The 14,307-nt window shown below is 44.4% G+C and carries 14 protein-coding genes; 7 read left to right on the forward strand and 7 right to left on the reverse strand.

Annotated features, from left to right (window positions below):
- The coding region (locus A3766_RS00735) for a hydantoinase/oxoprolinase family protein (RefSeq protein WP_197479145.1) at nucleotides 1-1,194 on the reverse strand (1,194 nt) is incomplete at its 3' end.
- Nucleotides 1,195-1,249: 55 nt separating this feature from the next.
- Between A3766_RS00735 and mutM the strand changes: the two genes are divergently transcribed.
- Both mutM and A3766_RS00745 read left to right on the forward strand, forming a co-directional pair.
- Nucleotides 1,250-2,059, forward strand: a complete 810-nt coding sequence (gene mutM, locus A3766_RS00740; RefSeq protein ID WP_068508774.1) for a bifunctional DNA-formamidopyrimidine glycosylase/DNA-(apurinic or apyrimidinic site) lyase — start codon at nucleotides 1,250-1,252, stop codon at nucleotides 2,057-2,059.
- A 31-nt stretch (nucleotides 2,060-2,090) separates the two neighbouring features.
- Nucleotides 2,091-2,540 (forward strand): hypothetical protein, encoded by a 450-nt coding sequence (locus tag A3766_RS00745; RefSeq protein WP_231882561.1) that lies wholly within the window; start codon nucleotides 2,091-2,093, stop codon nucleotides 2,538-2,540.
- A 70-nt stretch (nucleotides 2,541-2,610) separates the two neighbouring features.
- Here the strand turns inward: A3766_RS00745 and cysQ are convergent, their stop codons facing one another.
- A complete protein-coding gene (gene cysQ, locus A3766_RS00750) occupies nucleotides 2,611-3,438 on the reverse strand; it encodes a 3'(2'),5'-bisphosphate nucleotidase CysQ (RefSeq protein WP_068508771.1) in 828 nt (275 codons plus the stop codon).
- Nucleotides 3,439-3,567: 129 nt separating this feature from the next.
- Here cysQ and yrfG point away from each other — a divergent pair, with 129 nt between their 5' ends.
- From yrfG to A3766_RS00770, 4 genes are all read left to right on the forward strand, one after another.
- Nucleotides 3,568-4,215, forward strand: a complete 648-nt coding sequence (yrfG, locus tag A3766_RS00755) for a GMP/IMP nucleotidase (RefSeq protein ID WP_068508769.1) — start codon at nucleotides 3,568-3,570, stop codon at nucleotides 4,213-4,215.
- Nucleotides 4,216-4,617 (forward strand): ribosome-associated heat shock protein Hsp15, encoded by a 402-nt coding sequence (hslR, locus tag A3766_RS00760; protein ID WP_068508767.1) that lies wholly within the window; start codon nucleotides 4,216-4,218, stop codon nucleotides 4,615-4,617.
- Nucleotides 4,618-4,662: 45 nt separating this feature from the next.
- On the forward strand, nucleotides 4,663-5,520 hold the full coding sequence (gene hslO, locus A3766_RS00765) for an Hsp33 family molecular chaperone HslO (protein ID WP_068508766.1): 858 nt from the start codon (nucleotides 4,663-4,665) through the stop codon (nucleotides 5,518-5,520).
- Between the two features lie 223 nt (nucleotides 5,521-5,743).
- Nucleotides 5,744-7,279 carry a phosphoenolpyruvate carboxykinase gene (locus A3766_RS00770; RefSeq protein ID WP_068508763.1) on the forward strand — a complete coding sequence of 512 codons (1,536 nt, stop codon included), beginning with the start codon at nucleotides 5,744-5,746 and terminating at the stop codon, nucleotides 7,277-7,279.
- Between the two features lie 150 nt (nucleotides 7,280-7,429).
- On the opposite strand, the gene A3766_RS00775 is transcribed toward A3766_RS00770, so the two are convergent.
- Complete coding sequence (locus tag A3766_RS00775; RefSeq protein WP_156499685.1) at nucleotides 7,430-9,178, reverse strand: acyl-CoA dehydrogenase C-terminal domain-containing protein; 1,749 nt, start codon at nucleotides 9,176-9,178, stop codon at nucleotides 7,430-7,432.
- Nucleotides 9,179-9,456: 278 nt separating this feature from the next.
- Between A3766_RS00775 and A3766_RS00780 the strand changes: the two genes are divergently transcribed.
- The gene (locus A3766_RS00780; RefSeq protein WP_068508760.1) at nucleotides 9,457-11,481 is read left to right on the forward strand and encodes an NADPH-dependent 2,4-dienoyl-CoA reductase; all 2,025 of its coding nucleotides are present in this window, start codon (nucleotides 9,457-9,459) and stop codon (nucleotides 11,479-11,481) included.
- A 95-nt stretch (nucleotides 11,482-11,576) separates the two neighbouring features.
- On the opposite strand, the gene A3766_RS00785 is transcribed toward A3766_RS00780, so the two are convergent.
- From A3766_RS00785 to phbB, 4 genes are all read right to left on the reverse strand, one after another.
- On the reverse strand, nucleotides 11,577-12,152 hold the full coding sequence (locus A3766_RS00785; RefSeq protein ID WP_068508755.1) for a DUF5610 domain-containing protein: 576 nt from the start codon (nucleotides 12,150-12,152) through the stop codon (nucleotides 11,577-11,579).
- 108 nt (nucleotides 12,153-12,260) lie between these two features.
- On the reverse strand, nucleotides 12,261-12,845 hold the full coding sequence (locus A3766_RS00790; protein WP_068508752.1) for a Crp/Fnr family transcriptional regulator: 585 nt from the start codon (nucleotides 12,843-12,845) through the stop codon (nucleotides 12,261-12,263).
- Between the two features lie 172 nt (nucleotides 12,846-13,017).
- Nucleotides 13,018-13,347: a phasin family protein gene (locus A3766_RS00795; protein ID WP_068508750.1), complete on the reverse strand. Its 330-nt coding sequence runs from the start codon at nucleotides 13,345-13,347 to the stop codon at nucleotides 13,018-13,020.
- 20 nt (nucleotides 13,348-13,367) lie between these two features.
- Nucleotides 13,368-14,111, reverse strand: a complete 744-nt coding sequence (gene phbB, locus A3766_RS00800) for an acetoacetyl-CoA reductase (protein ID WP_068508748.1) — start codon at nucleotides 14,109-14,111, stop codon at nucleotides 13,368-13,370.
- Nucleotides 14,112-14,307: the final 196 nt, after the last annotated feature.

Here is a 14,307-nt window from a genome sequence, read left to right on the forward strand (position 1 = left end):
TATATCAAGAGACATACCGCCACCTAAGAAAGCATCTGCACGTATGCGCCCTAGAACTAGATTGGCATCGGTCACAGTTACTTGAGTTCCGCCTTTGTTGTAACAAACTGGGCCAGGTGCGGAACCCGCAGATTGAGGGCCGACGTGTAGCATATTTCCTTCGTCTATCCAGGCAATAGAGCCGCCGCCAGCACCGATGGTTTCCATTTTTAACATTGGTATCGCGACCGGCCAATCATTAATGCTACCTTCATCGCTTAGTTCAAAGTTGCCATCCATTAAGGCGACGTCGGTTGATGTGCCGCCCATATCAAAACTCATGATCTTGGGTAAGTGACACTGTTCACCGATATGACGAACGGCGGCTAATCCGCCAGCCGGGCCGGATAAAAGCAGATTTACAGATCGTAAAGCGGCTTGTTCAGCAGCAATGGTTCCCCCTGAAGATTGCATGATTGAGACAGGGCAGCCGTTTAGTTGCTCGATCAAGTGATCAATATAGTTTTTTACTTTTGGGCCAAGGGATGCATTTAACCAGGTTGCTATACCACGTTCGTACTCTTTATATTTTGGTAAAACAAAAGATGAGCGCGAGACGAAATAGTCACCTTCCAGGGCTTTTTGAATGCGTAGCTCTTCATCATCATTGATAAAGGAAAATAAGAGATTTATCGCAATAGCTTCTGGTTTTAAGTCATTAACTTTTTGCTTAAGGGCTTCAATATCGTCATCAGATAAAGGTCTTATTAACTTTCCCTCGGAATCACGTCGGGTTTCTATTTCTAAGCAAAGCTCGCTTGGAACAGGAGGAATGGGTGGTTTGGCATTGAGGTTATAGAGTTCTTTGCGAGCTTGGCGGCCGATGCTCAGGATATCGCCAAAACCATTATTGGTGATATAGACGGTACGAGCACCTTTTCGTTCAAGCGCTGCATTGGTAGCTACCGTACTTCCATGAATAATACAAAGCTGTTTATTATCGACAGCTGAGTTTAAACCTAGTTCTTCTATTCCCTGCAAGATTGCTTGAGCAGGGTTTGAAGGGGTTGATAGTACTTTATGAATACGCACTTCTTGTTCAGTGAGCAAGACAAAGTCGGTAAAAGTGCCTCCGGCATCAACACCTAAGTACAGGATTTCATCCTCATCGCTTAAAGAAGATTTGGGATTGTGAAGCTTAGGGGAATTGGACACTTGCCTTTCCTTTGTATCAAAATGCGTGATTTGTTCTATCTATGAGGAGCCAAGTTTGCCTGAATTGCCAGAAGTAGAAACCTCTCGCCGGGGCATTGAGCCTTATATCAAGGGGCATAAAATCTTATCCATCAAGATCTATCAGCAAGCTTTGCGTTGGCCTGTTTCTAATGAACTCTATGAAATGACAAACCAGCCGGTTAGCGATGTTCTCAGGCGAGGTAAGTATATAATCATCTGTGTCCCTGACGGAAGTATACTGCTGCATTTAGGTATGTCTGGGAGTTTGCGTATAGTCGACGAGAGGACGCCACGGATAAAACATGATCATGTTGAATTCCACCTTTCCTGTGGAAAAATACTGCGCTTTAACGATCCGCGAAGGTTTGGCAGCATATTATGGTCTTCCAATTGGCAAGCGCATCCTTTAATTGCTTCTTTGGGGCTTGAACCTCTAAATGAGGAGTTCGACGGAGCGTATCTTCATCAAGCTGCCAAAAAGAGAAAACAAGCGGTTAAACAGTTCCTGATGAATAGTAAGCTTGTTGTTGGTGTTGGCAATATTTATGCAAACGAAGCTTTGTTCAAAGCGGGCATCTCTCCTATTCGATCAGCCTCTCAAATCTCTTTAAAGCGCTATAACTTGCTTGCAGATACCATCAAAGAGGTCTTGCGTAAATCCATCAAACAAGGAGGTACAACTCTAAAAGACTTTGTGGGAAGTGATGGAAAGCCAGGATACTTTAAGCAAGAGCTGAATGTGTATGGCCGAGGGGGTGAAGCCTGTGTCGAGTGTGGACAAGCGCTAAAGGAAATCAGGCAAGGTAATCGTGCAACGGTGTACTGTTCACAGTGTCAAAAATAATCTATTCGCCCGATTCGACAGTGGAGATATTGTGTCTATACTGAAATCAACGACAGATTTCAGGCATTTGTTCAGTAAGCTTAGGCTATTCAAGCAAACACCAGATACTGAACACTATGTGAAAGGCACCCAAGGAGACAAGTTCATGTACAGCCAATTTACCAAAGCCCTAAAAGTTATTATGTTCAGCCTTGTGTTGGCGCTACCCGCGACGGGCTGGTCAAACACGATTGAAGAAACGCCTTCAGCCGTTGCGATGACCGGCGACGCCTTGTTTGTAAGACCCGTAATGATTGCGACAACTATCTTAGGTGCAGCAATCTTTATCGTTTCTTCACCATTTTCTGCCTTAGGTGGTAATGTTGAGGAGTCCTTCGATGAACTGGTGGCTGGGCCTTTTAATACAGCGTTTATCCGCTGCTTAGGTTGTACAATGACCGGTCGTAAAGTCAGCGCGATAGTTTCCCAGGAAGAAGAATAAGCTTCACTTCTTCTTTCAAATAAAAAAGGCTGGTGTGATACCAGCCTTTTTTATTTCTATTCAAACTAGTTTAGTTTGATGCCTTTTGAATAAGCGCTTTCCAGTCAAAGCTCTGATCGCCTAAGGCGTGAAAGAATGGATTTAAAATATCTTCTTTCTGGTTGTAAGTGAGAGGTTTCAGATCGATATCGAGGATTTCACCACCCGCAGCATTGAGTACGGCGTGTGCAGCCGCGGTATCCCACTCGCTTGTGAGCGCTAAGCGCGGATACCAATGAGCCGTTCCTTCCGCAATGGCACAGATTTTCAGTGAACTACCCATGCTGACTAAATTAATATCGTCAAATACCTCAGCGACATGCTTAAGAAGTTCATCCAAGGCTTCAGCTCCGTGGCGCCTGCTACCAACAACAGCCAGTGTGTCCTGAGTATTGACTGCGCTCACCTTAAGCTCAGTCTTAGCACCTTTTTCTTCTTTCCAGGCTCCTTGCCCTTTTAATCCGTAATACAGTGTTTGTGTAACAGGAACGTAGACAAGCCCCAGAATAGCTTCACCGTCTTCGATCAAAGCAATATTGACGGTAAACTCGCCATTTTTATTAATAAATTCTTTAGTACCGTCTAAAGGGTCAACCAGCCAATAACGCTGCCATGAAGAGCGCTCAGAAAACTCAGGCATACCACCTTCTTCAGAAAGAACAGGGTAGTTTAGAGCTAAGCTTGTTAAGCCTTGGTCTATCACGATATGAGCGGCGTGGTCAGCTTTGGTAACCGGAGAGTCATCGGCCTTGTTCTCAACTTCGATTGGCGAATCGGAGTTATAAACTTCGAGAATAGCCTCGCCCGCATCGATAACGATTTTCTTTAAATCTGGTAAAAGTTGTACTAGCTCATTCATGAGGGTTTGTAATATCCAATATAAAGTGTGTTGAAATAGTTGGCTTCGGCTAATAACTCTTAGAGGAGTGTTTGTGTGAACAGATTCCGAGCGCTAGAATAGCCGTTTTACGACAGTATAGAGAGTTTCATGATCGACTGGAATCAGATAGAAACAGTTTTCTTCGATATGGACGGTACGCTACTAGACCTCCATTTCGATAACTACTTTTGGCTAGAATATTTGCCAAAGCGTTATACGGAGCTGAAGAGCCTTAGTCATGACGATGCAGTGAAGTCGCTTCATGCTATGTACGAAGCACATCATGGTTCCCTAAATTGGTACTGTCTCGATTTCTGGTCTGATGCGCTCAACGTCGATATTGTGGAACTAAAGAAAGAAGTAAGTAATAAAATTGCGTATCGACCTCATGTTAAGGAATTCCTGGGAGCCGTCAAAAATATGCCTGTAGAGATGGCCATCCTTACCAATGCCCATCAAGGTAGTATTAGTGTCAAGCTTGAGCAAACCGACTTGGCTGACTTCTTTGACGAGATCATTTGTTCTCACGATTATGGCTTGGCTAAAGAACAGTCTGACTTCTGGCAGCGACTTCATAAGGCAAGGCCCTTTGATAAAGAAAAAACAGCTTTCTTTGATGATAATGAGGCGGTACTTGCCGCTGCAAAAGAATTTGGTATTAAGCACTTATATTCAATTGCCCAGCCTGATAGCCAGAAGCCTGACAGAGAGCAAGGAGATTTTCCCTTAGTTCGTGACTTTAGAGACTTGTTGTAAATGAGTACAGACGCAAAAGTAAGAATTGATAAGTGGCTTTGGGCTGCTCGCTTCTTCAAGACCAGAAGCTTGGCGAAAGAGGCAATTGATGGTGGTAAGGTGCATTATAATCAACAACGCTGTAAACCTGGTAAGACAGTTGATATCGGTGCAGAACTAACCATTCGCCAGGGTTGGTTTGATAAGGTCGTTATTGTTGAAGGTTTAAGTGATCGCAGAAAAAATGCGAGCTTGGCTCAAGAACTCTATCGTGAGACAGAAGAAAGTATTGTAAAAAGAGAGGAGGCGCTGGCGGAACGAAAGCAAGCAATGGCAGGCCTACCCGCACCTTTTAAAAGGCCAAATAAACGCGACCGCCGACGCATTCACCGTTTTAAGAATATAAATTCAGAATCTGAATGAGCTCTATCTTTAATGTGATAAGACTCGAAGTAACAGGATATATACATGATTGATCAAGATACTTTCCAGAAGTTCCTTTTTGAAGAGCTGCAAATTCGAGGTGAGTGGGTACGCTTAGGAGAGAGCTTCCAGCAGGCGAGCAAAAACATGTCTTACCCTTCAGAAGTTAAAGCGCTCCTGGGTGAAACGATCGCAGCCTCAGTTCTGCTAACCGGAACCTTGAAGTTTGATGGTCGTCTGTCTATTCATGCGCGAGGTGAAGGGGCGCTAAGTTTGTTGATGGCAGAAACGACGAACCTGAAGACCTTTAAAGGGGTTGCGCATTGGCAAGGTGACATTGAAGAAGGTCTGCCGTTAAAAGATTATTTAGGCAATGCGCAGTTAGTGATTACCATCGACCCTGATCGAGGAAACCGCTATCAGGGGATCGTCCCCTTAGAGCGTGAAACACTGTCTGAGTGTTTAGAGCAGTACTTTGAAATGTCTGAACAGCTCGATACCTATATGGTACTAGGTGCTGATGAGCTAGGTTGCTATGGCTTAATGTTACAAAAACTACCAGGCTATAGAGAAATTGAAGATCAGGATGCATGGGACAGGGTGACCCAACTGGCTAAGACATTGTCCTCAGAAGAACTCGTGAGCACAGATAATGAAACCTTGCTGGTGCGACTATTCCACGAAGAAAAAGTGATTACTTATCAATCTGAGCCAGTACAGTTTAAATGTTCGTGTTCCAAAGAGCGCACGGCGGCATCAATTCAAAGCTTAGGAAAAGAAGAAGCGCTGGATATACTGGAGCATGAAGCCGAGATTACAGTAGATTGTCAATTTTGTGCTGCACGTTACACTTTTGATCGGACAGATGTACAAAATTTATTCGATCTAGGCGAGCCCCATTAGGCTTATTTGTTTGAATAAGGTGAAAATATTACATATAAGCCTTATGCAAGTTCTAATCTGAAAATCTATCGCCTTTGTATGTTTTAAAGTGAACAAAAATGACTTGCTTCTAAATTTAGTCGTTTTTTGTACAACAATTTGGCATAATGGCGCCCCAAATTTTTCCAGGCTCTGTTTTAGAAAAAGCTAAAACGTAGTCAAACTTAACCCAAGTGAGGTCGAAGTGAGTAACACTTATGTTGATCTAAGCTCAGCCGTATTGGTAGAGCACGCACTTGAGCGCAAAGAAGGCAGCTTGGCTGCTAATGGTTCTTTAGTCGTTACCACCGGCAAAAGAACAGGACGCTCTCCTATGGACCGCTATATTGTTGATGAGCCGAGTACTTCGGATGCAATCGGCTGGGGTCCAATTAACCGACCATTCGACCCTGAAAAGTTCGATGCTTTGTGGGAACGAGTCGAGGCGTATTTGGCTGAGCGAGATAGCTATCTTTCTCACCTTCACGTGGGTGCAGATGCTGATCACTATCTACCTGTTAAGGTTGCAACAGAAACTGCTTGGCAGAACCTGTTTGGTCGCAATCTGTTTATCCGCCCTGAGCAATATAACCAGGCCGATAAGCAAGAATGGGAAATCCTAAACGTTGCAAGCTTTGAGTGTGTACCTGAGCGTGACGGTACTAATAGTGACGGTACAGTAATCATCAACTTCGCCAAGCGTCGCGTTTTGCTTGCAGGTATGCGTTATGCGGGTGAAATGAAGAAAGCAATGTTCTCTGTTCAGAACTTCTTGTTGCCAGAGAAAGACGTATTACCAATGCATTGTTCTGCAAACGTTGGTGATGACGGCGAAACAACATTGTTCTTCGGTTTGTCAGGTACAGGTAAAACTACCTTGTCTGCTGACCCTGCGCGTTACCTTATTGGTGATGACGAGCACGGTTGGGGCAAAGGCGTTGTCTTCAATATTGAAGGCGGCTGCTATGCGAAGACTATTGATCTATCTCAAAAGAATGAGCCAATCATTTGGGATGCGATCAAGTTCGGTGCAATCGTAGAAAACGTAGCGCTTTCTGATGATAAGCGTCTACCAGATTACACAGATACAAGCATTACTGAAAACGGTCGTTGTGCCTACCCGCTAGAGCACGTTGAAAAACGTGTTGCTGAAAACTTAGCAGGCGAGCCAAACGCTATCGTATTTTTGACTTGTGATATGACGGGTGTACTACCTCCAGTATCATTGTTGTCTAAAGAAGGTGCGGCTTACCACTTCTTAAGTGGTTACACGGCATTGGTTGGTTCTACAGAGATGGGTTCAGACTCTAAGTTGAAGTCTACGTTCTCTACCTGTTTCGGTGCACCTTTCTTCCCACGCCCAGCAGGCGTTTACGCTGAATTGTTAATGAAGCGTATGGAAGAGTTCGGTTCTAAGGTTTACTTGGTTAACACGGGCTGGACAGGCGGTGCTTACGGCACAGGCCAACGTTTCAGCATTCCGGTGACTCGTGCAATCATCAGCGCAATCCAGAGCGGCGCTTTGGCTGATGCTGAAACAGAGCACTTGGAAGCCTTGAATCTAGACGTTCCAACTTCATTGGAAGGTGTTGATGCTAAGTTGCTTAACCCACGTAATACTTGGGAAGATCCAGCAGCGTACGATGCAAAAGCAGCTGATTTGATCTCTCAGTTTGTTGAAAACTTCAAGAAGTTTGACGTATCTGATGCGATCGTTGATGCAGGTCCTAAGCAAGCTTAAATTAGCTTCCTTAAGACTAAAAACCCGGCGCTGAAAAGCTCCGGGTTTTTTTGTATCTAAATGAGTGCGATGCTCGAAACAGCTCCCATAGGCAGATTCTTAGAGAGTGGTGGAACCCTCTGCCTACAAAAAATAATCCCGTTGAAGTTCTTAAAAGTACCACTCATCTTCTTCATGTAATGACAAACTCTCAGCCCCGGATTGCAGCGCCGCCTGGTGTGCTTGAATCCGCGGTAAGATACGCGCAAAGTAGAACTTGGCGGTCTTTATCTTGCCTTTCAAAAAGCTTTCTGAGAATGTCGTGGTATCGTTATCTTGAAGCTTGGCTTCGGCTTTAGCTGCCATTTCCAGCCAGAAATAAGCCAAGGTTACATAACCTGAATACATCAGAAAGTCATAGGCAGCAGCGCCGACTTCGCCGTGATCTTGGAGAGCTTTCATACCGACGTTTTGAATCATTTGTGGCCATTCTTTACTGAGAGTTTTTACTTGCTCAGCAAGCTGGATTAGCTCGGTATCGCTGTCTTGTTTAAGTATCGATTTGGAGAGCACATGAAGCTGTTTTGTAAATAACATCAGTGCCTGGCCTTGGTCGCCCAATACCTTTCTTCCTAGCAAGTCGAGAGACTGAATCCCCGTTGTTCCCTCATAAAGCGTAGAAATCCGTCCATCACGGTAGATTTGCTCGACGCCAGTTTCGGTAATATAACCATGGCCGCCATAAACCTGGACAGCTAAAGAAGCAGACTCTTGACCGGTTTCGGTGAGAAATGCCTTGGCGATAGGCGTAAGTAAACCTAGTAGTTTTGCGGCCTCGGCATCGTTTCCGGCTTTTTCCCTATCAAGCAGCTCTGCACAATAGTGGCAAAATGCTCGACCCCCCTCAGCAAACGCTTTTTGAGTGAGGAGCATCCTGCGCACGTCAGCGTGACCTATCAAACCAGTGGTTTGTCCGCGCAATTTTTTATCCAGGGACTGGCCCTGAACACGTTCGACAGCATATTGATACGAGGCCTGAAAAGACTGTTCACTCATACCCACGCCTTGTAAGGAGGTTCCCAGACGCATCTCATTCATCATTTTGAACATGGCTTTAATACCGCCATTCTCTTCGCCAACCAGGAAGCCTTTTGCTTCTTCAAAGGCCATCGTGCAGGTAGGGTTGCTGTGTATCCCCATTTTTTCTTCAATACCAATACAACTAAGGGAGTTATATTCATTATTGTCTGGAAAAATTTTTGGCACCAAAAATAAAGATAGGCCTTTAATACCTTCAGGTGCNCCCTTAATACGAGCGAGTACTAAATGAATAATATTGTCACTAGCGTCATGATCACCTGTAGAGATAAAGATTTTGGTACCTGATATCGCGTAACTGTTGTCAGCATTAATCTTTGCGCTACTTTTAATTTCACCTAGGTCGGAACCGCAATGAGATTCAGTTAAGCACATGGTGCCCGTCCAATTACCTGATACCATGTTGTGAAGGTAGGTTTGTTTTAATTCATCATTACCGAATGAAATCAGAGCTTTACATGCAGAGCTGGTGAGCGCTGTGAACATGCATAAAGATTGGTTGGTACTGGTCAACATTTCCGATACCTTTGAGCTAAGTGCTTCAGGTAGCGCTTGCCCACCCCACTCCTCTGGCATCGAGATTCCCATCCACCCTGCTTCAGAAAAAGCTTTAAATGCGTCGCGAATCTTAGGGTCTAGTAGTACTTTACCATCCTTGTAACGACAGCCATTTTGGTCTCCATGTTGATTGACGCTGCCCCAGACTTGCTCTGAAAACTCTGCAGCCTGGTCGAGAATTAAGCCCGCATCGTCATTGTCGATAGCAGAATTGCCCTTTATATGGAATATCATATCAGTGATTGGCGCGCAATATTTCGACACGGTGCTATGCTCCTCTATTAATGTTCTTATCAATACGTCTATCAGTGTGCCGTACTTGTACTAAAGATTATTGCGATAGAAAAAATTTAGCACATTAACAAATGATAAGGACGTTATGAAAAGATTTGCATAGGATGAATATAAGCTAGGTCATTCAGACAAATGGATTCCCGCTCCAACCAGGTGGCCCTATTTTGCAGGGCAATTCACCTTGTATGTGGGAATGATGAGGGTGGAATGAACCTAAGAAAAAATTAAAAGCGTCAGCGGAGAGAGAGATGTCAGCAGAATTATATCCAAATATGTTAAAGCCATTGGACTTAGGTTTCACGACTTTAAAAAACCGTGTTTTGATGGGTTCAATGCATACAGGCTTGGAAGAAGAAAAAGATGGCCATGAACGAATGGCTGCTTTCTTTGCAGAACGCGCTCGCGGTGGAGTTGGCCTGATTGTTACGGGCGGTTTTGGTCCAAACCAGGAAGGTGCTACGCATCCTCATACCAAGTCAATTAAGACAGAAGAAGACGCACTAGCACATCGAACTATTACTGATGCCGTTCATGAAGCGGGTGGTAAGATCTGTATGCAGATTCTACATACGGGTCGCTATGCGTTTAACCCTAATTTGGTTGCGCCTTCTGCTGTTCAGGCACCGATTAACCCTTTTCCACCAAAAGAACTTGATGAAGCCGGTATCGAAAAGCAGATCAGTGATATCGTAATGTTAGCGGTTAATGCTCAAAAAGGTGGTTATGACGGCGTTGAAATCATGGGCTCAGAAGGTTATTTCATTAACCAGTTCTTAGCGAAGCGTACTAATAAGCGTGATGACCAATGGGGTGGCGAATACGAAAACCGTATGCGCTTGGCTGTAGAAGTCGTGCGTCGTACACGTGAAGCCGTGGGTGAAAAATTTATTATTATATACCGTTTGTCTATGCTCGACTTGGTTGAGGGTGGAAGCAGCTATGAAGAAGTACTACAGCTAGGTAAGGCGATTGAAAAAGCAGGTGCAACCATCATCAACACTGGTATTGGTTGGCATGAAGCACGTATCCCAACAATTGCGACAAAAGTACCGCGCGCAGCATTTACTTGGGTAACCGCTAAGTTCAAAAAAGAGCTTAATATTCCATTGATCACTTCTAACCGTATTAATACGCCGGAAGTGGCTGAAGAAGTTCTAGAGCGTGGCGATGCCGATATGGTGTCGATGGCACGCCCATTCCTTGCGGATCCTGACTTTGTTCAGAAAGCTTTTGAGGGCAAGAGCGACGAGATCAACACTTGTATCGGTTGTAACCAGGCTTGTCTTGACCACGTATTTAGCGGCAAGCTAACTAGCTGCTTGGTGAATCCGAAGGCATGTCACGAAACAGAGTTTGCTTCATCTCCAGTAGAAACGGCTAAGAAGTTGGCTGTTATTGGCGCGGGCCCAGCTGGTTTAGCATTTGCGACGTCGGCAGCTGAGCGTGGACATACAGTAACTTTATTTGATTCAGCAAATGAAATTGGCGGGCAGTTCAATATTGCTAAGCAAGTACCCGGCAAGGAAGAGTTTTACGAAACGATCCGTTACTTTGGCAAGATGATCGAGAAGACGGGTGTAAACCTTCAGCTTGGTCAGCGTTTGACAGCAGAGGACTTAAATCAGGGCGATTTTGATGAAGTTATTCTAGCTACCGGTATTAGCCCACGTACACCTGAAATAGAGGGTATTGATCACCCTAAAGTACTGAGTTATATCGATGTACTTCGCGATAAGAAAGAAGTGGGTAAGAAAGTAGCGGTAATCGGTGCAGGTGGTATCGGTTTTGATGTATCGGAATACTTAGCCCACTCAGGTGAAGCAACAAGCCAAAATATCGAAGCCTTTATGAAAGAATGGGGTGTTGATATGTCGCTAGAGGCTCGTGGTGGCATTGAGGGCGTTGAAGCGCAAGTTAGCCCTTCTGCTAGAGAAATCTACTTATTACAGCGTAAGAAGTCTAAAGTTGGCGCGAAGCTAGGAAAAACAACAGGCTGGATTCATCGCACGGGTCTAAATAACAAAGGCGTCAACATGATACCTGCCTGTACTTACGAGAAAGTGGACGATCAAGGTATTCACATTGATGTCGCAGGTGAGAAGAAAGTACTTGATGTGGATAACGTTATCTTGTGCGCGGGCCAGGAGCCACTGCGTGAATTAGTTGAGGGCTTGAATAAGCCATATCACCTGATTGGTGGTGCTGATGTGGCTGCAGAACTTGATGCAAAACGTGCAATTAATCAGGGTACGCGTTTGGCATTGGATATCTAAAGTCTTTAGATAAACAAGCAGCAAACAGAGCCGAGCTAGAGTTTCCTAGTTCGGCTTTTTTGTGCCATTCGCGTGCTGGTGGGAGAATAATTAAGCTATTCCTGCACCTCAAACTGCTTCTTGAAGGCTTGCAAGCCTTCCTGAACCAAGTCATAGGTCTTATCGATATTCTCGGCAATCTCACCTTCTAACACTCCTAATCCATCGAGTATCTCGCGTGCTTCAGAAAATCCGGTATCAATACCACCGCTAATAATATCGACAAACTTTTCGACTTGCTCACTCTCGTTCAATTCAGGGTGTTGTTGTTGATAAAGTGGAAACAGGCTAGTCGAGAAATTAACAATCCGGCCCGCTGTCGCTTCGGGTGAGACGTCCAGGCCTTGCTCATAACCGGACTGGATTGAGTTTTCGCCAAAGTCACCTTCTAGCTCTTTATTGATCGCATCGATAGCGGTCTGATAAAGCAGGCTCAGAGGTTCGTTCTTGACGCTGAGGCTAACTTCGTAGTTAGCATTCAACACGGCAGCATTGAATTCTTTGCGAAGGGCCTCTACTTGACCAATTTGCTCTGTGCCATCACTTTGCGGTGAAGACCTTGCGTCACTAGAAGTAGTTTTTTCAGGTACGGACGATATATTAAGTCGGGTGTCGATTTGGCTAACAGGCATATGAACACTCCTCAGTAGCGGTAGGTCTTGATTAATTATTGACCAGTGCGTGGGGAGCAGCAAGCAAAACTTGGTAAGTATTTGTTCCTTATAGATGGCTAGCTGAGGCTATTGAGAAAACTTTTTTCGAAGGCGGGACAGGCTAACGGGCGTCATGCCGAGAAACGAGGCGATATGGTATTGGGGGATGCGCTCCAGGAAGTGAGGGTATTCTTTACAAAACCACTTGTAACGTTGTTCACCGTTATTGAGTAGCCGCTTGGCATCGCGTTTAGCATTGCGTACGAAGAGTTCATGCATAAAGGTGATTTCGAAACGTAATAACTCGGGATCATCATAACCATAGGAATGAAATTGATGGTAGTTCGCGACAACAAGGCTGGCGGGTTCGAGTGCTTGAATATAATAGGGGCAGGGTGTGCCATTTACGAAGCTTGATATGGGGCCCAGCATTTGACCTTCTTCATAAAAGCCTTCGTTTACTTCGTTGCCTTCTTGGTCGACATAGTAGAGCCTGAGAATGCCGTCAGAAATATAGAAAAACTCTTCGCAGGCATCCCCTGCTCGAATCCAATGATCACCTTCATCGAGTTCTTGAACATGGAAAAAATCTAGGAAACGGTCCCATTCCGCTAAGTTTGCTTTGAACTTCTTCTCAAGCATGTGTCGCATTTTGGCTATGTGCTGGTTCACTTAGCTTCCTTTTCACTGGTCATTTGTTTTGAGCTGCTTATAGTAGTCTTTTTATCAAACGTGAACAAATAGCAGTTTGATGAATGTTTTTTAGAATTAGAAATAGCGAAGAAAATAAGGGGCGCGTTAGTCGCCCCTGATAGTTGAACTTACTATACTGAGGTTGAATGGCTTATACAGTCTCTTTAGAAAACACCTGTTTTAAGCCCTCAGCGGTTTGGTTAGCCAAGTCAGTAAGCTTTTCTGCATCGCCCTTAAACTGAGCTTGAACAGTCTCAGAAAATTCAGATTGTTGCTCTACAAAGGCGTTCAGTGAATCGCTATTTCTGATCTCTAATGCCGATTTTGCCTGGGCTATACCCATTTCAGCGTAGTTTGCAAAGGCTTGCGCTTGAATATCAACTAACTCACCTACGTTATTCAGTAGCAATCTATTCACTTCTTTTGCAGGCTCAACAAAGCGTTTCGCTTGTTCGCTTAATGAATCGATAAATTCGTTCATGTATGTCTCCTTGTTATTTACTAGTGGTGCATGTGCTGACCGCCGTTAATGGAAAGATTTGATCCAGTGATAAAACCAGACTGTTTGTCTGATAAGAAAGCAACAAGTCTCGCTATTTCTTTTGGATCACCCAGCCTGCCGACCGGAATTTGGGCGATAATTTGGTTTCTTATACTCTCTTCGACCGCCATCACCATTTCAGTTGCTATATAACCAGGGGAAATAGTGTTAACAGTAATGCCTTTGCTGGCTACTTCTTGCGCTAGTGACATGGTAATACCATGAATGCCAGCTTTGCTGGCAGCGTAATTCACTTGACCAAATTGGCCCTTTTCACCGTTGATAGAAGAGATATTAATAATTCGCCCGTATTGGCGTTTCAACATGAACTCGATGACATTCCGACAAGTATTGAAGGTTCCACTCAGGTTCACATCAATGACCTCTTGCCATTTTTGTGGTGACATTCGTTTTAAGCTGGTATCGCGAGTGATACCAGCGGTATTCACCAAAACTGCAATGGGGCCAATGCTTTCTTCAATATCAAGAATATTGCGGGTACAACTGTCAAAATCAGCAACCTCCAGTACACAGGTTTTAATGTCATAGCCTTGTGTTTTGAGTTGCGCTTGCCAGTTGTCGGCTTTTTCTTGGCTGCTGGATGCAGCAACAACGGTGTAGCCTTCATCATGTAGTGTTTGGCAGATCGCAGTACCTATTCCACCGGTTCCGCCCGTGACAAAAGCAACGTTTACATTAGACATGTATGCCTCCTAATCGTGAGTTCAGATTCAAAAATCGGAAAACGAAAGAAAAGAGAGGTAACAGAGTTGAAACTCTACGGCATGTACCTGATTTTTGTCGTTCTTATAGTTTCTCATCATGAAGCTAGAGACTAGGGAAAGCTTTGATGTGAATCACATGGCGGAAGGAAGGGTTGATTAATAGTAAAGATAATTG

The organism is Oleiphilus sp. HI0132 (genome assembly GCF_001635845.1).